This window comes from Mesopusillimonas faecipullorum (genome assembly GCF_020539505.1).
GTDB lineage: Bacteria > Pseudomonadota > Gammaproteobacteria > Burkholderiales > Burkholderiaceae_B > Mesopusillimonas > Mesopusillimonas faecipullorum.
On the sequence record NZ_JACDXW010000005.1, the window covers coordinates 92,169 to 112,298 of the forward strand.

Here is a 20,130-nt window from a genome sequence, read left to right on the forward strand (position 1 = left end):
TATTGTGTCCGGCACGCTCCGCAATACCGGGCCATAGGTGTTTCAGTGTCCGCTTTCAGCGCGACTGCGCTTCCAGCAGCTTGATTACTGCAGCGATGTCCTCATCGCGCATCGGGCTTTCCAGCGCCTGTCGATAAATAGCTTGAGCTGCGGAAAACAGAGGCGTTGCGCAGCCAAGTTCCTGCGCCATCTCGCTACCCAAATCCAGGTATTTCTCCAGGGTGCTGAAGGGCCCAGGGGCCGGGAGAAACTGGCGCTTGGCCATCATAGGCGCACGGACAGAGAACATCGCAGACCCTCCCGCGCCATCACGTAGCACCTCAACAGCACGCTGGGGGTCAAACCCCGCACGCACGGCCATGTTCATGGCTTCGGCAGCCGCCAGGTTATGGATGCTCAGCAAATAATTGGCGATCAGTTTCATTGCCACGGCGCTGCCAAGCGGGCCGATATGGAACTGGTTTGGGCTGACCGCCTCTAGCAGCGAGTGACAAGTTTCAACCAATTCCGAAGCCCCGCCTATATATAAGGCTGCCTTGCGTTGCCGCACCATGACTGGTGAGCCGCTGACCTCCACCTCTAGCACCTGCGCTCCCTTGGCCTGTATTTTGCGAGCCAAAGCCAGCTTGAAACTTTTACGGTAGGTACCTAGCTCGATCACGATTTGGTCCGGGCGCAGACCCGCCAATATGCCTGACTCGCCCTCAAGTACCTGTTCGGCAGCTTCCTCGGAAGGCAGGCACAAGAACAGCGCATCTACTGCGCGGGCCAGTGCAAGCGGGGATTCGGCCCACTGCCCGCCCCCCTCCACCGGCGTCCCCTTGCGCGTGCGCTGATAGGCACTCAGCTCATAACCGGCTTGCAACAAGCTCTCTGCCACTGGGCGGCCCAGCTGACCTACGCCCACGATACCCACAGCCTGGAAACGTTTGACCACTTTTTGCCTCCTTCTTATATATGAAAATTCTATCTAAGGCCGAAGGATTAACCTATATGTATTCATTGATTATTAAGTATCAATGCCATTAATACTTATGGGGAATCTTCCCCATCAACGCCAAGGCGCTCAAAACGGTAAGAACGCGAAGCTGCCTGGCCGCAATGCGGGGCCTGAGCATATTTCCGGGCAAGGCGCTTTTCAGCGCTCCTCGCGCTATGCGGAAACCTTGGGCTGATAAGTTTGCGCAATCAGATCGCGCAGCCAACGATTGCCGGGATCTTGGTGGTAGCGCTCGTGCCAATACAACGCGATCTCAAAATCAGGCAATGCGATGGGGACAGGCTTGAGTACTAGCGGATAGTGGTGACTGAGCGTATAAGCCAAGCTAGACGGCACACACCACAAAAGGTCTGTAGAAAGTATGAAATGAGGTGCGGATAAGTACTGAGGAAGGCGCACCTTGATCTGATGGCGCAACCCGGCCTTGATCAACGCTTGCTCAATGACGCGGTGGCCACTACCCGAATACTCGACCAGCAAGTGTTCACTGGCACAAAACCGTTCTAGCGTTAAGGGCTGCCGTTCGAGCGCATGTCCTGCACGCATCGCACAGACGTAGTTCTGCCCCCCAAGCGAACGCCGGTGGATGTCGGTTTCCAATGACGGAAGAAAACCCAATGCGAGATCAATGCGGCCACTCGCCAACCCAGCCAGGGTTTCTTCTATCGGCACGAAAGTGGTGCGCAAGCGCACAAGAGGCGCCTCGTGCATCAATTGAGCAAGAATACGGGGAAAACAGACCACCTCACCCACATCACGCGTGCGTATCGTGAACAAACGTCGCGATGTCGCTGGATCGAAAGGCGCTTGGTGATTGGATGCCTTACGCACCAGCGCCAATGCCGTCAACAAATGTTGGGCCAGGCTGGATGCGTAAGGCGTAGGTTCCATGCGTCGGCCAACTTGCGTAAACAGCTTATCGCCGTGCTCCTGACGTAAGCGCTTGAGCGCGCTGCTGACAGCCGCCTGGGTAAGGTTCAACCGTTCGGCCGCCAGCGTGACCGAGCGCTCTATCCAGAGCGCTTCGAACACGTAGAGCAGATTCAGGTCTTTCATCCCTGAGCTGGCTCGCTAAACCCCCAGATACTGCTGAACAATCTGGTTATCGGCACGCAGGTCGTCGGAGGTACCTGTCCAGACGACCTTGCCTTTTTCAAGCACATAGTGCCGATCGGCAAAAGGCAGCAAAGCCCCCACGTTCTTATCGATGACGATTTGCGATTGGCCTTGCGCTTTGAGCGAGGTCAGCGCTTCCCAGATCTCGGCGCGGATAAGCGGTGCCAAACCTTCAGTGGCTTCGTCCAACACCAGCAGGCGTGGATTGGTCATCAAGGCTCGGCCTATGGCCAGCATTTGCTGCTCGCCCCCCGACAACTGCCCGCCCAGGTTAGTACGCCGCTCGCGCAAGCGAGGGAAGAACTTGTATACGCGGTCTAGTGTCCAGGGCTGGGAGGAGCGGTCTACCGGCGGGCGCGCCGTGGCAATCAGGTTTTCCTCTACGGAAAGATTGGGGAAAACCTGACGCCCTTCGGGCACGATGCCCAAACCCATTTTGGCAATGGCATACGAAGGCAGGGTATGCACAGGCTTGCCGTCGAAACGAATTTCGCCGCTAGTGACAGGCAGCAGGCCAAACAGGCACTTGATGGTGGTGGAGCGCCCCATGCCGTTACGGCCCAACAGCGTGACGACTTGGCCGGCCTCGACCTGAAAGGAAACGCCGAACAACGCTTGGGCATGACCGTAGGCCGCGTGAATGTCTTGTACGTCTAGTAAAGTTGTCATCTCGTCACCCTATGGCCTCGTCACCCAGATACACGGTCTTGACCTCGGGGTTGTTGCGGATTTCGTCGGGGGTGCCGGAGATCATGGCTTTGCCATACACCAGCACCGTAATGCGATCAGCCAAAGCAAACACCGCGTTCATGTCGTGCTCGATGAGCAAAATGGTTTGCTTGCCTTTAAGGCGCTTGAGCATCTCGACGACGCCGGTGGATTCCTGCACGCTCATGCCGGCCATGGGCTCGTCCAGCAACAGCAGCTTGGGCTGGGCGGCCAGTGCCATGGCCAGTTCCAACTGTCGGCGCTGGCCGTAGGCCAGTTCGGCTGCCGGCACGTCGGCCAAGGCGGACAATTGCGTTATTTCAAGCGCGTCGCGTGCCGTAGCGACCAGGTCTTCGCGCGCCAGCATGGGCTTCCAGAACCGGAAAGCATGCTCTTTAGCGCCCATGGCCGACAACACCGTGTTCTCGAGCACGGTGAAGCCCTCGAAGATGGAGGTGATCTGGTAAGAGCGCAGCAGGCCCCGCCGGGCGCGATGATGAATCGGGATGGCGGTGACGTCGGCACCATCGAACAGCACCTTGCCGGAATTGGACTGCAACTCGCCCGATAGCTGGTTGATCAGCGTGGTTTTACCGGCGCCATTGGGCCCGATGATGGCGTGCAGTTCGCCCTCGCGCACGTCGAGTGAGACCGAATCGGTGACCAGCAAACCGCCGTAGCGCTTGACCAGTTTCTCGGTGCGCAACATGGAAGATAGCTTGCTCATGCCTGGCCTCCTTTGGGTGCCGCTTTGCGAGGCTTACTCATGCTTTCGAAAAAGCCGACAATGCCGGCGCGGCCCAGCAAGCCGATCATGACAATGACCAAGCCGAAAATGGCCAGCCAATGCGCAGTGAAGATCTTGAGGATTTCTTCGAGGCCCAGGAAGGCAACCGCACCAAACAACGGCCCGAAGATGGTACCCAGACCACCCAGCACCAGCATAACGACCAAATCGCCCGAGATAATCCAAGACAGCGTGGAAGGCGAGGCAAAAGCGTTGAGGTTGGCCAGCAGCATGCCGGCAATACCGCACACCACGGCGGAAATGACGTAAGACACCAGCAAATAGCGGCGCGCCGGAAAACCTACGGCATTGACCCGGCGAGCATTCTGCCGCGCGCCGCGCAACACCATACCGAACGGCGCCACCCGCAGGCGGGCCATCCACCAGGTGAATAAGATAAGCAAGATCAAGGACACCGTATAGACGGTGTAGACATTACCCAGGTTCAGGCCGAAAAACTGGCTGGTATCGGAAATACTGGTGCCGTCGTCGCCGCCATACTGCTTGAGGCTGACAAACAGGAAGTAGCCCATTTGCGCGAAGGCCAAGGTGATCATGATGAAGCCGATACCGGTGGTGCGCAGGCTGATGGCACCCGTGACCAGGCCGACTATGGCGCAGCTGGTCACGCAGATCAACAGGTGTATCCAGCCGTTGTCTATGCCATAAAAGGCCGGCAAGGCCACACTGTAAGACCCCAGACCCAGAAACAGCGCATGCCCCAGACTGACCAGGCCGCCATAGCCCAGCGCCAGATTAAGCGCCACCACGGCAATGGCATAGATGACGATACGGGCGAAGAATGCCACGTAAAAAGCCTGCCCTGCCGCGTAGCCCCAGATGGGCACGAGAATGAGCAGCAGGAATAGCGCCAGCCCTACCCAGGTGGTAACGCTGTATTGCTTGAAGCTAGCCGACATTATTTCGCCCCTCCGACGAACAGGCCTTGCGGGCGTATGGCCAGAACGACGGCCATCAAGACGTAGATGAGCATGGATGCAATGGCGGGCCCCGCCGCGTTGGCGATGTCGCGTGCCATGACTTCACGCAGCAGCATGGGCAGAAAGGCCCGGCCCAGCGTGTCGGCAATGCCGACGATGAGCGCCGCATAGAAGGCGCCGCTGACAGAACCAATGCCGCCAATGACAATGACCACCAGCGTAGTGATGAGCACAGGCTCGCCCATGCCGGACTGCACCGAAAGAATCGGCCCGGCCATGACACCCGCCAGCCCCGCTAGCGCAGCACCTATGGCAAACAGCAAGGCGTTGAGCATCTTGATGTTGATCCCAAGCGCCCCCACGATGGCCGGATTGACCGAGCCTGCGCGTATCAACATGCCCAGACGTGTTTTATGGATGAGCAGGTAGGAACCCACTGCGGCCAAAAGACCCACCACAATAATGGCAAATCGGTAAGCCGGGTAGGTAATGCCGAACAGACTGACGGTTTGGTCTAGCCAGCTGGGCACTGGAAGGAAATAGGGCTGAGTGCCCCAGATGATCTGGGCAAGTTCGTTAAAAAACAGCACCAATCCGAACGTGACCAGCACATGGTCTAGGTGGTCGCGCGAATACAGCCGCGAAACTGCAGTGCGCTCTAGGATGATGCCAAGAATCACGCATCCTGCCAGCGCAGCCACGACAGCCAGCAGGAAGGAATTGGTGTGGTTATAGGCTGTGGCGGCAAAATAGGCACCCATCATGTACAACGAGCCATGCGCCAGATTGACGAAGCTCATGATGCCAAATACCAGCGTCAGCCCCGCGGCCAACAAGAACAGCAAAATGCCGTACTGCACGCCATTCAGCAATTGCGACAGCAATAAGGTTGTCATCCTCCCCTGTCTCCTTTTTTAATGTAGGGGTTAGTCTTAAAGTGGCGTGAGTGTTAGTCTACCTCTATCCACACTTTACCGTCTTCTATCTTCACTGGATATGCTCGGATATCCTGAGTCAGGGGTGCGCAAAGCGCCTTGCCCGAGCGCACATCGAAACGCCCCTGATGCAGCGGGCATTCAATTTCGTGGTCTTCCAGAAACCCATCGCAAAGTCTGGCATTGCCGTGCGTACAGATATTGTCGGTAACGTAGACTTCGCCCTCGACCCCGTATACGGCCAGGTCGCGCCCGCTAGCCTGCACACCTGTGACGTCATCCTCGGGCACCTCGTCCAGCGCCAAAATGTCTATCCATTCAGCCATGGCGGTCTCCTAGATGGGATAAATGATGGAATTCGGAATCATTTCCGAATCATAAATACACAGACGCGACTGGATTTTCAGGCCAGAGGGGCCGACCGAGATGCGGTCCAGATAGCGACCGACGTTGAACACAGTGGACTCACCGTTGTACTTGGTGCGAAACACCGCGTAATTGGCTTCGGATTCGATGATGCCGTTCTCGAAAGACAAGACACGCGGTGCGCTCACCACGTGGCGCTGGTAGTAAGGATCGTGGAACAAGGTTTCCTGAATGCCGTAGGCACGGTCTTTGAGCATGCCCTGACTGATGAAATTCATCGTTGCCAGCGGAAAGCCGCGCTCATAGTTTTCGCGGGGCTGAACCTTGTAAGTACAGTCCTCTTCGAAGAATTCCACCCAGCTATTCCAATCTTTGGCGTCAACTGCTGCCGCGTAATCGGTATAAAGCTTGCTTAATTGAAAGTAGGTTTCGAAATCCATGACTCAGGCCTCCATGACTTTGCGCCAGTACTCGTACATCCCGCGGATCAAGGTTTCGGTCACCATGTGCTCGGTGTCCTCGACATCGCGGCCACCCAATTCGGCCAGGGTGCGGTGATAGGGTTTTTGCAGGAAGCCTTCCTGCGACAGTTCGATGACCTCGCCGTCGTCGGCCGACACGAAGCCTGCGGGGCCGAACAGGTTGGCCTGCACCAGGCGGCGCTCGGTCATTTCGGGGGTGTCGTCTTCGTAGCCGAAGTGCGTCCAGACAAAATCAAAAGCATCCGGCCCGCTGGGCTGAATATGGCGCGTGGACACGCTGTTGACCTGCTGCTGGAAGATGACGCTGGGGAATATCGTCGTCATCACGGCGGTAGGCTCGCCCCACCAGTCTTCATGCACGATGTCCAGCAAGCGCTTGTCGTTGATCTCCATGGTCTCTTTGAACGAAGTCACGCCCGAAGTGACTTCGTTTTTGGCACCGGCATTGCCGCGGCGCGAAATCATCGCGGCATGGCGATGATGCTCGTCCATGCGCAAAGCCGATTTGTTATCGGCACGCCATAAGCCATAGGTAATGAACCAGGTGTGCAACAGGCCTGGATGGTAAGGGTCTTTGATGTTCTCTTGCATCAACTTCCAGTTGCCCGGAATACGCTGGCGGTTATAGCCCAGAATGGTGAGCTTTCGACCATTGAACATACGGTCGAAATATTGCAGAATTTCGGGGCCCAGAAAGTCTTCCAGGCTTTCGATGTCATGCTTGAACGAGGCAAACACCACGCCGCCGCGCGTAGCCACGCGCAGTTTGTTCAGGTTGTTCTCGTCGCGCTTGAAGTCCTTGGGCATGCCGCCATTGACTTTGCCGTCCTGCTTGACGCCGCGCAAGAAAGGCACGCCCTGCAGGTCGCCCTTCAGGCTGTAGCTCCACTGGTGGTAGGCACAGACCAGGTCCTGGCGATTGCCGACGCGCTCACGCACGAACTGCATCCCTCTGTGCGCACAGACGTTCTCGATGACGTTGATCCCGCCCTCCATATCGCGCGTCATGACGACTTCGCGCTCGCCCACGACCGTACGCTTGAAGTCGCCGGGATTGGGCACTTCGGCCTCAAGGCCCACGTAACACCAGTGGTTATCGTAAAAAAGGCGTTCTAATTCGCGGCGATAGATATCTTCGCGGGTGTAGGCCCAGAACGGGATACGGCTGCTTCCCTCGTCCTGCCAGACCGGCTGTTCAGGGAAAACGACAGGCGTTTGGCTCATGATGCGCTCCTGTTTCGAAAATTAATCAGCTGCAGCATAGAAGGCGTCGGCATAGACGCGTTCGGCTGGAATGCCCTTGGAAGTCAAGAGCAAAGCGGCGGCTTCGACCATGGGGGGCGCGCCACACACATAGGCGCGGAAACCCGTCAGGTCAGCCCAGTCTTCAGCCACCGCATCGGTGACCAGACCTTGGCGCTGGCTGTCTGCCTGGGCGCCGGTAGTGACTACGATATGCACCTTGATCTGCGGGTGCGCTTGCTCCAGCGCCCGCAGTTCTTGTTCATGATAGATGTCGGCGGGCGAACGCACACCGAAGTAAATATGAATGGGGTTGGTCATACCCTGCGCCAACGCCCCGCGCACAATGGACAGCACCGGCGCCAGCCCTGTGCCGCCGGCAATGCACAGCATGGGACCTTCGTGGCGCGTACGCAAGTAAGCAGTGCCCAAAGGCCCGCTGACGCGCACGGCATCGCCCACCTTCAGTTCGTTGGCAATATAGTTGCTGACACGCCCACCAGGCACCACGCGCACGTGAAACTCTATCTCGCCGTCGTCGGCAAGGCCCGCCATGGAATATGGGCGGATCATCTCGGGCGTGAACTGCAAGCGTACGTACTGGCCGGCCGAGAAAGACAGTGGCTTGGCCAACTGCATGCGCACGCGGCAAATGTCATGCGTCAGCATGCTGACCTCGCTGACTTTGGCTTTGATGATGCGCGCCGGGTGAGTGACGATTTCGTCGGGCTCGGGAATCTCTATCGTACAGGACTCGGTCAGCACGCTCATGCAGGCCAGCACATAACGGCCATCATCCAGCCCCGTGAGCTTGAACTCACGGCCGGATTCCAACACAGTGCCGCGCACGACCTTGCAGCGGCAAGTACCGCAACGGCCCGCCATACAGCTATAGGAAACGGGCACTTCGTTGGCCTGCAGGATTTCCAGCAGATTACTACCGGAAGCCGCTTCGAAAGTACGGTCTAAAGGCTCGACTTGTACGGTCAAGGACATGAATGAATCCACACAATATGACAGGATGATGGCGGGAGTATAAGTAGCCCCTTCAAATTTATAAATAGAATATTCAGAATTTTATGTATTTCAAAACCAAATATTAGTATTATCCCTAGGGTGGCTTGGAAGCTCTGAAATTACGCTTGTAAACCGCCTGCTCTCCCTCCTGAACGCCCTTTGACGCCAGCCTAAACGCCCGCCATGAACCTTCAGAATCTGGATTTGAATCTACTGGTCATCTTCAACCAATTGCACACGGACGGCAGCGTGTCGGTGGCCGCTGAAAAGTTGGGGCTAAGCCAGCCCACAGTCAGCAATGCACTGCGGCGCCTGCGCACCTTGCTGAACGACGAGCTTTTTCTGCGCACCACCAAAGGCATGGAGCCCACACCCTATGCCGCACAGCTGGCCGAGCCTATTGCTTACGCCCTTAATACCATTCAACGTTCGCTGGCCAGCCCTGCAAGCTTCGAACCCGCCGCCAGTCAGCGCACTTTCACCGTTGCCATGACAGACCTGGGTGAAATCGAACTATTGCCACCCCTTATGCGCGCGCTGCACGAGTTGGCGCCCGGCGTAACCTTAAGCACAGTACGCAACAACAGGGACAGCCTGCGCGACGATATGGAGGCCGGCCAAGTCGACCTGGCCATAGGCTTGATTCCGCAGCTCAAAACAGGGTTTTTCCAGCAACGTCTTTTTATGCAGCACTACGTTTGCCTATTTCGTGAGGGCCACCCTTTGGATGGCAGCCGCCTAACGCGACGTCGTTTTTATGAAGCTGAACATGTGGTGGTGATTTCGACCGGCACAGGGCACGACAAAGTGCACGAAATCATAGATAGCGCCAAAGAAAAGCGCCGAGTGAGCCTGTATGTACCGCACTTTGTAGCGCTGGGGCATATTTTGCGTAACTCGGACATGATCGCCACCGTGCCCGAGCGCTATGCCTTAAGGTCAGCGCAGCCTTTTGGGCTGCGCTACCTGCCTCATCCCATCAAACTACCCGAAATCGGCATCAATATGTTCTGGCATGCCAAGTACCATCGGGAACCCGGCAATCAGTGGCTGCGGCAGTTGATCTTCAAGCTTTTCTCGGGGGCTTGAGCGGAGCTCACGTGCTACCGACCAAACGAAACATGCGGGCCGGTATCGTTGATCACCAAAAGCCCAGCACCTTCCACCACAAACCGCCGATGATGGTGAAGATCAGCAATTCGCATACCGCCATGACGAAACCGATGCGCCACCATTGGCCCATGGTGACGTAGCCGCTGCCGAAGATGATGGGCGAAGTGCCGGTCGCGTAGTGGGTCAGCGTCATCATGATGGCCGATGACGCCACCATGATCAGCATGAAAAGATTGATGTATTCGGCGGGTATCAGTTGCACGCCCACTGTCAGGAAGGCCAGCAGCATGGCGCTGATGTGAGCGGTGGTGCTGGCAAAGAAATAATGCGAGAACAGGAAGACCAGCACCAGCACGGCGGCGGCGGCCTCCCAGCCCATGCCGCTGCTGAGAATGCCGCTCTTGAGGCCATCGGAAAACCACGAAATCACGCCGTGCTTGTTCAACTGCCCGGCCATCATCACCAGCGCGCCGAACCAGACCAAGGTGTCCCAGGCGCTTTTCTCGCTGAGCACGTCATTCCAGGTAAGGGTGCCGCTGAGCAACAGCAGGAACAAACCAAGCAGGGCCACAGCAGTCGGGTCCAGCGAGAACGCCGGGCCGAACAGCATGGCCGGCACATCGGCCCAGAGCAGCAGCAACAGCAAGAACACCGACATCATGACAATTTCCGGCGGCTTGATGCTGCCCAGCTTGCGCAATTCTTCCTTGGCAAAAGCCACGGCATTGGGGGTCTGCTTGATGTCGGGCGGCGCCAGCCAATAGATGATCAGCGGCATCACCAGGATGGCAACCAGACCGGGCAGCAACATGCACAAGGCCCAGGTCGCCCAGGACAGGTGCAGCTCCATATTGGTGGCCTTGGCCACGATATCCACCACCAGCGGATTGGGCGCGGTTGCAGTCACGAACATGGCCGAAGTGATGGGGTTGGCATGGTAGTTGACCAGTGCCAGATAGGTGCCCACCTTGCCTTGCGTGCCCTTGGCCGGATCGGAGTCGAAGGCATTGGCAATAGAGCGCATGATAGGGTGGACTATGCCGCCGCCACGCGCCGTATTGCTGGGCGTGAAGGGCGCCAGCAGCAGTTCGCACACGGCCAGGCCATAGCCTATGCCCAGGGTGCGCTTGCCCAGCAATGAGATAAAGATATAACCGATGCGCGCCCCCAGGCCGGTCTTGATCAGGCCGCGCGAGATCAGGATGGCGATCACGATCAGCCAGATCAGCGGGCTGGAAAAACTGCTCAGCGCATCGGCGATGGCCTCTTTGGAGGACGTTGCCGTGACCTGCGACAGCGAAATGATCATGATGGCCATCATCGACATCACGCCTATCGCCATGACTTTCAGGATGATGGCGACGATGGTGGTGATGAACACGGCCAGCAGGCTCCAGGCCTTGGGCGTCAACCCTTCCGGGGTGGGCACCAGCAACAACCCGACGAGTACGCAAGTGGTAATGGCAGCCGGCCAAAACTTGAAGGGAACAGCCTCTTTGAAATAGGCAAACATGTTCACTGACTATCCTCCCAGGCACACACGTCAAGCAGCCGACCGCCCAACAGAGCGGCCCGCATCAGCGGAACACGGCAAGCATACTCCTGAAATCGAAAAACCCTCCGGATGGAGGGTCAAAAACCAAATGATCACGCGGCGCCCACGACCGGAGGCCACAGCCCCGGTCGCTCAGCCATCCGCCTACCCTCTTACAGAGGGCATTTGCCGTGATAGGCGTCCTGGTAGTTCTTCAGAGGCGTCGCGATGGTTTTCAGGCTCAGGCGGTCTTTGTCGTCTTTGGCGACTTCCATGACGTGCATGCTTTGCACGGGGAAGTTGTTGTTGCCAAAGCTGAAATCGCCACGCACCGAATCGAAATCCGCTGCTTTCATAGCCTTCAGGAAGGCGGCCTTGTCCTTGACATTGCCCTCTACCTTGCCCAGCGCCGAATCCAGCAGCGCGGCGGCGTCGTAACTTTGCGCAGCGTAGTTGGAAGGAATGCGACCGTACTTTTTCTCGAAGTCGGACACAAACTTGCGGCTTTGTGCGTTGTCGAAGTCAGGCGCCCAGAAACCGCCGCTGATAATGCCTTGGGCCCCATCGCCAATGGCGGGTAGCGACAAAGCATCCACCACGAAAGTCGTCAGCAAAGGCACTTTGCCCATCATGCCGGCTTGAGCATATTGCTTGGCAAAGGCCACGCCCAAACCACCCGGGAAGAAAGCAAAAATAGCGTCGGGCTGGGCGGCTGCCACAGTAGCCAGCTCTGCAGAAAAGTCCAACTGTGTCAGCTGAGTGTAGATTTCTTCAGCCAAGGGTTCGGTGTAGTAACGCTTGAAACCCGTGACGATGTCCTTGCCGGCCTGGTAGTTGGGGGCCAGCACAGCGATGTTCTTGAAACCCTTTTCTTGGGCATATTTGCCGACGGCTTCCGCTGCTTGGTCGCCCTGCCACGAGGTGACAAACTGATAAGGTGAGCAGCGCTCGCCTGCGATCTGCGAGGGCCCGGCGTTAGAGCTGAGCAACACGACATCGCGGTCGGTGATGTACTTGTGTATGGCCATCATGACGTTCGAGAACGAAACACCGGTAATCACCGACACGTTGTCGCGCTCAACCAGACGACGCGCCACTTGCATGGCGACATCAGGCTTGAACTGGCTGTCTTCTACCAACAACTCAATGGGCACACCACCGAGCTTGCCGCCCTTATCTTCCAGATACAGCTTGAAGCCGTCGAGCTGGTCTTGGCCAACACCGGCCGTGGGGCCCGACAGTTCGCCAATAAAGCCTATCTTTACCGCATCTTGTGCCTGAGCACTGGTACAGAACGCCGCAGCAATCGCCGCCGAAGCCAGAGCGGCCTTGAATTTTCCTTGCATGAAGGGTCTCCTTGGGGTCTTATATCTTTGTTTTAAGCGTGTGCGGCTTCGCGGCTAGGCTTGGCAACCGCCGCTTTGGCTGCTTCACGTTCAGCCTGCTCTTGGGCCACCATTTTTTCCAGTGTGCGGCGCATGCGCACCGGCCCGGCATCAACACTTAGCAGCACAGGCTTCAGATCCCAGAAGTTGGCATCGCCGATGGCTTGTTGCTGCATGTCTATCATGGGCTTGTCTTGCATCTCGAAGGCATAGCGGCGCAGCGTGCGGAATTTTTCATCGTCTTCGGGCGACAACTTAGTGTCGGGTGGCATGGCGGCGATGAAGTGATAGTGCGTGGTGTTTTCTGTTTCGGGTGTCAGGATATGCACGCCGTAGTACCAGCCATGACCTTCGCGTTCGCCGCCCACGGCATGTACGCCGGTATCCAGCAAGAAGCAGCTGGGGGCCATCCAGCGCATGTTCGTCCACATATCGACGGGTTGACCGTCGCGGCGATAGAGCAAGTCGAAGATACCGGGCACCGAAACGTTGGGCATCCAGCGATTGCATTGAACGCCATCAGCTTTTTCGACCATGACCTGGTCGGCACCGACCTGTTCCGGGCTACCCAGGTAACCATCGTGCAGATAGGTAATGTGGCTGAGGTCGAGCAGGTTTTCGCCCATGAGCTCGTAATTACAGGCCATGTGCAGATAGCCGCCGCTGATGCTGAAACCCGTGCCTTCGTCTAACACGCTGTAGTCGGGGATGCGGGCAGGGTCGGCCTGCTTTTCGCCCATCCAGATCCACATCAGGCCATGTTTTTCGTGAACGGGATAGCTAGCGACACGCGCTGCCGCCGGGATACGGCCATCGCCGTGAGGATTTTTGACACAGCTGCCGCTGCAATCGAACTGCAAGCCGTGGTAGGCGCATTCGAGGACGTCACCCACCACTTTGCCCATGCTTAAAGGAATGAAGCGGTGTGGGCAGCGGTCTTGCATGGCTACCGGCGTACCGTCTTGCTTGCGGTAGAACACGATTTTTTCACCCAAGATTTGGCGCGAAAAAGGCTCACCGATTTTGATGGTGTCTTGAGTACAGACCACATACCAAGCGTTACGTACAAATGCCATGATTGTCTCCTTCGGAATGCTGCGCTTTAGCGTGACTATGCTGAATAATTTATCACAAACAGAGTGATCGGTTTGTAAATAAACAAACATTTCGATATAGTGGAAACCCGCATGGATATAATCCCTGCAACACTTGCCGAGCACACTCATGCCGCTCGGGGACGCTCTAATATGACGATCAGCACTGCCGGCGTCGCCGGGAAACCCAGTCCCAACAAAACCAGCCCTGCGCGTCGCAAGCAGGAAGACCGCAGCCGCGACGCGCGCGAGCGGCTGCTGGGCGCCACGATAGAGATTCTGCTTAAGCGCGGTTATAGCGGCCTGACAACCAAAGAGGTTGCGAAAACGGCAGGTATGTCCAACGGCGCGCTCATGCATCATTACGCCACCAAGGCGGAACTGGTCATTGCAGCCACCAAAGCCGTTTACGACGAATGGATACTGCGTGGTCAACGTATCGCACGTACGCCGGGCGCGGTCGAGAACCCACTGGAAGGCTTCATCTCGGACAGCACCAGTGTGTATTTCGACTGGCCTTACATTGCCGCGCTGGAAGTGGTGATGGTGGCCCGCACCGACGAAGCGCTGATGGAACACATCGTGCCGGTAATGCAGCACTATCGTGAAACCACCAATGACTTATGGCGAGAAGTATTTGTGCAAGCGGGCTATACCGAAAGCGACGCCGACACCATCTTGAACCTGACGCTGAATATCGTGCGCGGCATGGGCATCAACCGTACCTGGAAACGGGACGATGCAAGGTATCAGGCGTTGCTGAGCGACTGGGTGCAGATAGTGAACCAGCAGTACAAGCCCCAACCCAACAAGGCGGTGCGCAAACGGCCCACCGCCCCGGCTGAGCCTTAAGAAGGCTTCTTGACACCTTCGAGTCGACGCGTCAGCTGCTCGAAAGTCATCGCGCCCCCTACCCGGCTGCCATCTTCGAAGAAAACAGCGGGCGTACCGCGCACATTGTGTTGCTTGCCAAAGGCCAGCAGCTCGTCGATATTGGTTTCGCAGCTTGCCTTGGCTGGTGTCTTACCGTCCAGCATCCAGCTGCGCAGCGCCGCAACCGAATCGTCGGCACACATGATGTTCGTGGCTTTTTCGCGAGAATCAGGGGCCAATATGGGGAACATCACGGAATAAATGGTGATGTCGTCAAAGCGCTCCAGGGTGCGGTGGAACTGCTTGCAGTAACCGCAGTTGGGGTCTTCGAAAATAGCGATTTTGCGCTCGCCTGTGCCACGCACTTGCTTGACGGCGGTGGCCAAAGGCAGTTTCTCGAAGTCAACGGCAGTCAACTTGGCTACGCGTTCCGCTGTCAAGTCGGTGCGCGTTTCCAGATCGATCAAAGACCCTTGCAGCATGTAGCGCCCGCTGCCATCCACGTAATACAGTTCGCCCTGAACGGGAATCTCGTACACCCCGGCAAGCGGTGTCTGCTCCACCTCGCCCAACGTCACACCCGGAAAACGCTGAGCAAAGCTTTGCTTGATGGTTGCCTTGGCTTGTTCCACCTTGGCTTTTTCTGCCGCCGCAAGCTCGGCAGCCGTAGGCGCACTGACGACGGCCTCTTCAGGCTGAGGTGCCATGGCAGGGCTCGCCGCCTCCGCAGGCTGCTCTGCCGGTGCTTGTGCAGCGGCCTCTGCCGGCGCGGGCGTATCTGCCCAAGCCGCCGGCGCCATCAACCCCCAGCATGCTGCCAGCGCTAAAGCGGCTTGCGCCGGGCGGAAGTGACGTATGGATGAACGAAAAGGCATGCGTGTCCTCGCAGGAAATTTAATTGTTTGAAGCTGCAGCAATCAGCCGCTGCTTGACCCAGGGCAGGCGGTTTACCAGGCTCATGCCCAGGTTACGCCCCAGTACCACAGGCGGCAAATCTGTAGAAAACAGGCGATGCAAGCCATCGGTAGCCATACGCATGGCCCACACCGGTTCGGCACGCGCACGTCGATAGCGACGCAGCACGGTTTCATCTCCGGGGCTGGCCAATGCAGGTTTTTCGACCAGCACGCGCAGTAAATGTTCCACATCTCCGAGGCCAAGGTTTAAACCTTGCCCCGCCAAGGGGTGCACGCGGTGCGCGGCGTCGCCCACCAAGGCCACGCCTGGCGCAACCATGCTGCTTTGCGCCACCGTCAGTGCAAACCCCAGAACCTCGCCCCGCACAGTGAGCGGCCCCAGACAGTCTGCGGTTACAGCTGCCAACAAGCGCTGCACGTGGTCGGCACGCGCTTGCTCAGGCATAGCCAACACGGTTTGGGCTCGCGACGTTTCCATGGACCACACCATGGAAACCTGGTGGCCTTGGGCGGTATCGGGCATGGGCAACAGGGCGACGATTTCACCATCGACAAACCATTGCCTGGCCATGCCGCCATGCGGCAGCGCCGCTGACAGATGAGTAACCAGGCCCATTTGCCGATAATCCCTTTCGGTTTGCGTAATACCCGCCGCTTGCCTGACGGCGGAGTTGGCGCCATCCGCACCGATCACCAGCGGTGTCTTGAGTTCGCGCCCCGAGCTTGTGATCAAGCCGCCCTGCACCAGGCGTTCGAAACGGTCTTCGACCCAGTCTACGCCGAACACTTGCAGGGCCTGATACAAGGCGCGCTCAATCTCGCTCGACTCTGCAATCCAAGCCAAAGCCGGCAACATGCGCTGCCAGGCGCGCAGTTCGACACTGCCACCCGCGTCGCCATAAACCTGCATGCCCTCTACAGCCGTGAGGCGGCGCGTATCCAGCAGGCCCCAGGCACCCAGCTCGTGCAAAAAGCGCTGCGCTGGGGGAGACACCGCGTAAACCCGCGGGTGATAGTGCTCGGGGACAGCCGGAGCGGGTGCTTGGCGCGGGCCCAACAGGCAGGGGCGCAAGCCGGCCCTTGCCAGGCCTAATGCGCTCGCCAGGCCGACAAGGCCGGTGCCGCAGACAACAATAGACGGAGATTTCATCGGGCTGTAGGAGCTCCTGCCTGGCGCGGCCACAATACCCACATCTGACCGTTCTGTTTCATGCGGCCCGCTTGCTCGCCGGCCTGATCGCCCGAACCCCAGTAGAAGTCCGTGCGTGCCGCACCCTTGATGGCGGCCCCGGTATCTTGGGCAAACATCAAGCGACGCAGCGGCGCATTCGAGCTGGGGTGGGTGGTGGCCAAGTAAATGGGGCTTCCCAGGGGGACAAACCCAGCATCAACAGCAACTGAACGCTGGCCGATCAGCGGAATGCCATAAGCGCCTTTGGGCCCCAATTCGGGATCAACGATAGCCTCTTCGCTGAAGAACACCATGGCCGGATTTGCGTTCAGCATTTCTTGCACACGGGCCGGGTTGCGCTGAGCCCACGCTTTGATGTTTTGCATGGAAGCCTGTGAAAGCGAGAGTTCGCCTTTGTCGGCCAGCCACTTGCCTATGGAAGCATAGGGGCGACCGTTATGGTCGGCATAGGCCAGACGCAGCATGCTGCCATCAGGCAAACGCACACGACCCGAGCCTTGTATCTGCAGGAAAAACGCTTCTACCGGATCGGCCGCCCATACCAACACAGGCGGCTGGTTGTTAGAGGCCGCAATTTGCGCCCGGGTGTCGTAGGGGACGACCCGTTTACCCTGCAGCTTGCCGCGTATGCGCTTACCCGCCAGCTCGGGATAGACGGTACCCAGATCTACGGTCAGCAGGTCGGCAGGCGGCGCATACAGAGGCCATTGGTAGACACCCTCGCGCCGTTTGGAGCCCTGGATGATGGGTTCGTAGTAACCCGTGACGGTATTGCTGGCGAGTTTGCCCTGGGCATCCAGCACACGCCAGGGGCGCAGCCGGGTTTGCAGAAACTCGCGCATGGCGGCGGCGCTAGGGGCAGGTCGGTCTTGCCACTGAGACGCAGCGGCACACACAGGCTGCCAAGCCCGGGGAGCGGCACGGGCCGGCATCACCAAGGAACCCGACACTGGCCGCATCAAGCCCTTGCAGTTGTTCAGGAAGGCTTTCCAGACTTGTTCGAGATTATCTTCGTTCCAGCCCGGCAACGTCGACCAGTCAACCGCCACGAATTTTCCGGCCAGCGTACGCGCAGGGGTTTCGGGCAATTGTGCCAAAGCCGGCACCTGTAAAGGCTGGCTTGCCACATCCGCTGCGGGAGCCCCAGGCGCGGCGCCCTGTTGATCCGTTTCGGGGGGCACGGTAGTGCAGGCTGCCAGCACCGACAGTAATACCAATGACGCGAGTTTCTTCATCTATGCAATACCTGGTTCTTACATAAGAGGCCACGCAGGCCGCACTACACACCTATTAGTGCAAGGTTCTGGGCATGGCCAGGACGAATTCGGCGATGGGCGCCTCGAAAGGCACGCCATTATCGCCTACGCAATGATACGAGCCTTTCATGGTTCCAAAGGGCGTAGGCAAGGGGCAACCACTGGTGTACTCGAAGGATTCACCGGGCCCCAGCAAGGGCTGTTGCCCCACCACGCCCAAGCCGCGCACCTCTTGAACGTGTTGGTCGGCATCGGTGATGATCCAGTGGCGACTGATGACTTGAGCCGGGTGCTGCCCGCGATTCGTGATGCGTACGGTGTAAGCAAAAAAATATTGCTGCTCTGCTGGATTGGACTGTTCCGGCAAATACTGAGGTGAAACCGTTACGTCAATGTCGTAGTTTTTCATGTGGATACCCGCGAAGATAAGCCGGCCTCGGCAACCGGGACCAGGGAGCACTACAATACCCCAGCCGTCAGAGGCACCGTGCCTGTCGATACCCGCTAGTTTATTACGCCCATGAACGCTTCTACCAAAACCCGCATTGCCCCCAGCCTGCTGTCGGCCGATTTTGCCCGTCTGGGCGAAGAAGTCCGCTCTGTCGTCGCCGCCGGCGCCGACTGGATACATCTGGACGTCATGGACAACCATTATGTCCCCAACCTAACGGTAGGCCCCATGGTGTGCGAGGCCCTGCGCCCCCACACCAGTGCGCCCATAGACGTCCACCTCATGGTAGAACCGGTAGACGCGCTGGTCCCGATGTTTGCCAAAGCCGGTGCCGACATCATTACCTTTCACCCCGAAGCCTCGCGCCACCCCGACCGCACGCTGGGCCTGATCCGCGACGCCGGCTGTAAAGCCGGCCTGGTTTTCAACCCGGCCACACCGCTCAACTGGATGGATCATGTCATGGACAAGCTGGATGTCGTCCTGCTGATGTCCGTCAACCCCGGTTTTGGGGGGCAAAGTTTCATTCCCGCCACGCTGAACAAGTTGCAAGAAGCCCGCCAGCGTATAGATGCCTGGGCCGCTCGGGGCGGCCAAGCCATCGCGCTGGAAATAGACGGTGGCGTCAAAGTCGACAACATCGCCCAGATCCGTGCCGCCGGTGCCGATACCTTTGTGGCCGGATCGGCCATCTTCAGCCAACCCGACTACGCTCAGGTCATCAGCGCCTTGCGCCAAGAGATCCTGCGCGGCGAATCCGTTTCCATTTAATCAAGGAAAGGCCATGTCGTTTGCCGCAGTCCTGCTAGACCTCGACGGCACCTTGCTTAACACGCTTGCCGACCTTACCGACGCCACCAATGCCATGCGCATCGAGCTGGGCATGCATCCGCTAAGCCAGGATGTCGTCGCCACCTATCTGGGTAAAGGCACACGCAATCTTGTGCGCCGCGCGCTTTCCAATAGCCTGGATGCCCATGTTGACGACGAACTCTTGGACCGCGGCCTGGAAATTTTCCAACGCACCTATCATCTCGTCAACGGTGACAAGACCCTGTTGTACCCCGGGGTACTCGAAGGCCTGACCGCCTTTCGCGAACAAGGCATGCGCCTGGCCGTCGTCACCAACAAGCCACAGGCCTTCACGTTGCCGTTGCTCGAGCGCTCCGGTTTGTTGCATTTCTTCGAGCACGTGGTGTGCGGTGACACCTGTGCACAGCGCAAGCCCGACCCCATGCCCATGCTGCACGCCTGCGACTTGCTCGACGTCGCCCCCGCCGACACCCTGGCCATAGGCGATTCCTGCAACGACGCCTTGGCCGCCAAGGCCGCCGGCATTACCGTGCTGGCAGTGCCCTATGGTTACAACGAAGGCCAAAGCGTGCACACGCTGGAGGTCGATGATATAGTGTCATCCATTGAAGAAGCGGCCCAATGGGCCCGAAATCATTAAGCCCCGCAGCTTCGGCAAGCCGCCTTAGCACTGTTGGCACAAACCAAAGTTCATACATTTTCATGCATTCCGTCTCCCTGCACGCGCACCTCAGCCTCTACGCCGGTTATTGGCGTTACTGGCGTTCGTGCGCCGGGTGGCGGTAATCGGTCCCGGCATGCAGGCACTTTCCCGCATGCCCCGACAACCAGCCTGATCAAGCCCGGCGCCTTTTATGTGCCGGGCTTTTTTTGTGTCTTTTTCATCCGGCACGGCGCCTTTTCCAGAC

21 protein-coding genes are annotated in these 20,130 nt (G+C 58.2%); 4 read left to right on the forward strand and 17 right to left on the reverse strand.

The genetic code is table 11. The features are described from left to right. Window positions 1-55: 55 nt before the first annotated feature. The 10 genes from H0484_RS15220 to H0484_RS10595 all read right to left on the reverse strand — a co-directional run bounded on the left by H0484_RS15220 (window position 56) and on the right by H0484_RS10595 (window position 8,567). On the reverse strand, window positions 56-937 hold the full coding sequence (locus H0484_RS15220) for an NAD(P)-dependent oxidoreductase (RefSeq protein WP_226954600.1): 882 nt from the start codon (window positions 935-937) through the stop codon (window positions 56-58). A gap of 216 nt (window positions 938-1,153) precedes the next feature. Then, window positions 1,154-2,056, reverse strand: coding sequence for a LysR family transcriptional regulator (locus H0484_RS10555; protein ID WP_226954601.1), 903 nt, complete (start codon window positions 2,054-2,056; stop codon window positions 1,154-1,156). Between the two features lie 15 nt (window positions 2,057-2,071). Then, window positions 2,072-2,785: an ABC transporter ATP-binding protein gene (locus H0484_RS10560; protein WP_226954602.1), complete on the reverse strand. Its 714-nt coding sequence runs from the start codon at window positions 2,783-2,785 to the stop codon at window positions 2,072-2,074. A gap of 4 nt (window positions 2,786-2,789) precedes the next feature. After that, window positions 2,790-3,551, reverse strand: coding sequence for an ABC transporter ATP-binding protein (locus H0484_RS10565; protein ID WP_226954603.1), 762 nt, complete (start codon window positions 3,549-3,551; stop codon window positions 2,790-2,792). Beyond that, a complete protein-coding gene (locus H0484_RS10570; RefSeq protein WP_226954604.1) occupies window positions 3,548-4,531 on the reverse strand; it encodes a branched-chain amino acid ABC transporter permease in 984 nt (327 codons plus the stop codon). Before H0484_RS10570 ends, H0484_RS10565 begins: the two co-directional genes overlap by 4 nt. Beyond that, window positions 4,531-5,448 (reverse strand): branched-chain amino acid ABC transporter permease, encoded by a 918-nt coding sequence (locus tag H0484_RS10575; protein WP_226954605.1) that lies wholly within the window; start codon window positions 5,446-5,448, stop codon window positions 4,531-4,533. Before H0484_RS10575 ends, H0484_RS10570 begins: the two co-directional genes overlap by 1 nt. 53 nt (window positions 5,449-5,501) lie before the next feature. Continuing rightward, entirely contained in the window at window positions 5,502-5,813 is a 312-nt protein-coding gene (locus H0484_RS10580; RefSeq protein WP_226954606.1) for a non-heme iron oxygenase ferredoxin subunit, read from the reverse strand. 9 nt (window positions 5,814-5,822) lie between these two features. Continuing rightward, window positions 5,823-6,293 (reverse strand): aromatic-ring-hydroxylating dioxygenase subunit beta, encoded by a 471-nt coding sequence (locus H0484_RS10585; RefSeq protein ID WP_226954607.1) that lies wholly within the window; start codon window positions 6,291-6,293, stop codon window positions 5,823-5,825. 3 nt (window positions 6,294-6,296) lie between these two features. Continuing rightward, the gene (locus H0484_RS10590) at window positions 6,297-7,559 is read right to left on the reverse strand and encodes an aromatic ring-hydroxylating dioxygenase subunit alpha (protein ID WP_226954608.1); all 1,263 of its coding nucleotides are present in this window, start codon (window positions 7,557-7,559) and stop codon (window positions 6,297-6,299) included. A 21-nt stretch (window positions 7,560-7,580) separates the two neighbouring features. Continuing rightward, a complete protein-coding gene (locus H0484_RS10595) occupies window positions 7,581-8,567 on the reverse strand; it encodes an FAD-binding oxidoreductase (protein ID WP_390624833.1) in 987 nt (328 codons plus the stop codon). Window positions 8,568-8,777: 210 nt separating this feature from the next. On the opposite strand from H0484_RS10595, the gene H0484_RS10600 reads away from it, so the two are divergent. After that, the gene (locus H0484_RS10600) at window positions 8,778-9,683 is read left to right on the forward strand and encodes a LysR family transcriptional regulator (protein ID WP_226954610.1); all 906 of its coding nucleotides are present in this window, start codon (window positions 8,778-8,780) and stop codon (window positions 9,681-9,683) included. Between the two features lie 52 nt (window positions 9,684-9,735). On the opposite strand, the gene H0484_RS10605 is transcribed toward H0484_RS10600, so the two are convergent. The 3 genes from H0484_RS10605 to H0484_RS10615 all read right to left on the reverse strand — a co-directional run bounded on the left by H0484_RS10605 (window position 9,736) and on the right by H0484_RS10615 (window position 13,702). Next, on the reverse strand, window positions 9,736-11,220 hold the full coding sequence (locus H0484_RS10605) for a DASS family sodium-coupled anion symporter (protein WP_226954611.1): 1,485 nt from the start codon (window positions 11,218-11,220) through the stop codon (window positions 9,736-9,738). A gap of 194 nt (window positions 11,221-11,414) precedes the next feature. Continuing rightward, the gene (locus H0484_RS10610; protein ID WP_226954612.1) at window positions 11,415-12,587 is read right to left on the reverse strand and encodes an ABC transporter substrate-binding protein; all 1,173 of its coding nucleotides are present in this window, start codon (window positions 12,585-12,587) and stop codon (window positions 11,415-11,417) included. A gap of 32 nt (window positions 12,588-12,619) precedes the next feature. After that, window positions 12,620-13,702, reverse strand: coding sequence for an aromatic ring-hydroxylating dioxygenase subunit alpha (locus H0484_RS10615; protein WP_226954613.1), 1,083 nt, complete (start codon window positions 13,700-13,702; stop codon window positions 12,620-12,622). Window positions 13,703-13,813: 111 nt separating this feature from the next. Between H0484_RS10615 and H0484_RS10620 the strand changes: the two genes are divergently transcribed. After that, window positions 13,814-14,572 (forward strand): TetR/AcrR family transcriptional regulator, encoded by a 759-nt coding sequence (locus tag H0484_RS10620; protein ID WP_226954614.1) that lies wholly within the window; start codon window positions 13,814-13,816, stop codon window positions 14,570-14,572. On the opposite strand, the gene H0484_RS10625 is transcribed toward H0484_RS10620, so the two are convergent. Genes H0484_RS10625 through apaG form a run of 4 tightly spaced genes read right to left on the reverse strand, consistent with a single transcriptional unit; the run spans window position 14,569 to window position 18,367 of the window. Beyond that, a complete protein-coding gene (locus tag H0484_RS10625; RefSeq protein WP_226954615.1) occupies window positions 14,569-15,468 on the reverse strand; it encodes a DsbC family protein in 900 nt (299 codons plus the stop codon). The genes H0484_RS10620 and H0484_RS10625 overlap by 4 nt on opposite strands. A gap of 19 nt (window positions 15,469-15,487) precedes the next feature. Continuing rightward, entirely contained in the window at window positions 15,488-16,660 is a 1,173-nt protein-coding gene (locus tag H0484_RS10630) for an FAD-dependent monooxygenase (RefSeq protein ID WP_226954616.1), read from the reverse strand. Then, the gene (gene mltA, locus H0484_RS10635) at window positions 16,657-17,937 is read right to left on the reverse strand and encodes a murein transglycosylase A (protein WP_226954617.1); all 1,281 of its coding nucleotides are present in this window, start codon (window positions 17,935-17,937) and stop codon (window positions 16,657-16,659) included. The genes H0484_RS10630 and mltA overlap by 4 nt, the downstream gene beginning before the upstream one ends. Window positions 17,938-17,992: 55 nt before the next feature. After that, the gene (gene apaG / locus H0484_RS10640; RefSeq protein ID WP_226954618.1) at window positions 17,993-18,367 is read right to left on the reverse strand and encodes a Co2+/Mg2+ efflux protein ApaG; all 375 of its coding nucleotides are present in this window, start codon (window positions 18,365-18,367) and stop codon (window positions 17,993-17,995) included. 111 nt (window positions 18,368-18,478) lie between these two features. On the opposite strand from apaG, the gene rpe reads away from it, so the two are divergent. Together rpe and H0484_RS10650 are read left to right on the forward strand one after the other, a co-directional pair. Next, window positions 18,479-19,180 carry a ribulose-phosphate 3-epimerase gene (rpe, locus tag H0484_RS10645; protein WP_226954619.1) on the forward strand — a complete coding sequence of 234 codons (702 nt, stop codon included), beginning with the start codon at window positions 18,479-18,481 and terminating at the stop codon, window positions 19,178-19,180. Between the two features lie 13 nt (window positions 19,181-19,193). Beyond that, window positions 19,194-19,862 carry a phosphoglycolate phosphatase gene (locus H0484_RS10650; RefSeq protein WP_226954620.1) on the forward strand — a complete coding sequence of 223 codons (669 nt, stop codon included), beginning with the start codon at window positions 19,194-19,196 and terminating at the stop codon, window positions 19,860-19,862. Window positions 19,863-20,130 lie beyond the last annotated feature (268 nt).

Bases quoted from the DNA above. Each gene is read 5' to 3' on its own strand.
- H0484_RS10555 (WP_226954601.1), bottom strand. From the start codon at position 2,056: ATGAAAGACCTGAATCTGCTCTACGTGTTCGAAGCGCTCTGGATAGAG.
- mltA (WP_226954617.1), bottom strand. From the start codon at position 17,937: ATGAAGAAACTCGCGTCATTGGTATTACTGTCGGTGCTGGCAGCCTGC.
- apaG (WP_226954618.1), bottom strand. From the start codon at position 18,367: ATGAAAAACTACGACATTGACGTAACGGTTTCACCTCAGTATTTGCCG.
- H0484_RS10625 (WP_226954615.1), bottom strand. From the start codon at position 15,468: ATGCCTTTTCGTTCATCCATACGTCACTTCCGCCCGGCGCAAGCCGCT.
- H0484_RS10600 (WP_226954610.1), top strand. From the start codon at position 8,778: ATGAACCTTCAGAATCTGGATTTGAATCTACTGGTCATCTTCAACCAA.
- rpe (WP_226954619.1), top strand. From the start codon at position 18,479: ATGAACGCTTCTACCAAAACCCGCATTGCCCCCAGCCTGCTGTCGGCC.
- H0484_RS10650 (WP_226954620.1), top strand. From the start codon at position 19,194: ATGTCGTTTGCCGCAGTCCTGCTAGACCTCGACGGCACCTTGCTTAAC.
- H0484_RS10630 (WP_226954616.1), bottom strand. From the start codon at position 16,660: ATGAAATCTCCGTCTATTGTTGTCTGCGGCACCGGCCTTGTCGGCCTG.
- H0484_RS10580 (WP_226954606.1), bottom strand. From the start codon at position 5,813: ATGGCTGAATGGATAGACATTTTGGCGCTGGACGAGGTGCCCGAGGAT.
- H0484_RS10570 (WP_226954604.1), bottom strand. From the start codon at position 4,531: ATGTCGGCTAGCTTCAAGCAATACAGCGTTACCACCTGGGTAGGGCTG.
- H0484_RS10565 (WP_226954603.1), bottom strand. From the start codon at position 3,551: ATGAGCAAGCTATCTTCCATGTTGCGCACCGAGAAACTGGTCAAGCGC.
- H0484_RS10575 (WP_226954605.1), bottom strand. From the start codon at position 5,448: ATGACAACCTTATTGCTGTCGCAATTGCTGAATGGCGTGCAGTACGGC.
- H0484_RS10590 (WP_226954608.1), bottom strand. From the start codon at position 7,559: ATGAGCCAAACGCCTGTCGTTTTCCCTGAACAGCCGGTCTGGCAGGAC.
- H0484_RS10560 (WP_226954602.1), bottom strand. From the start codon at position 2,785: ATGACAACTTTACTAGACGTACAAGACATTCACGCGGCCTACGGTCAT.
- H0484_RS10610 (WP_226954612.1), bottom strand. From the start codon at position 12,587: ATGCAAGGAAAATTCAAGGCCGCTCTGGCTTCGGCGGCGATTGCTGCG.
- H0484_RS10615 (WP_226954613.1), bottom strand. From the start codon at position 13,702: ATGGCATTTGTACGTAACGCTTGGTATGTGGTCTGTACTCAAGACACC.
- H0484_RS10605 (WP_226954611.1), bottom strand. From the start codon at position 11,220: ATGTTTGCCTATTTCAAAGAGGCTGTTCCCTTCAAGTTTTGGCCGGCT.
- H0484_RS10585 (WP_226954607.1), bottom strand. From the start codon at position 6,293: ATGGATTTCGAAACCTACTTTCAATTAAGCAAGCTTTATACCGATTAC.
- H0484_RS10620 (WP_226954614.1), top strand. From the start codon at position 13,814: ATGGATATAATCCCTGCAACACTTGCCGAGCACACTCATGCCGCTCGG.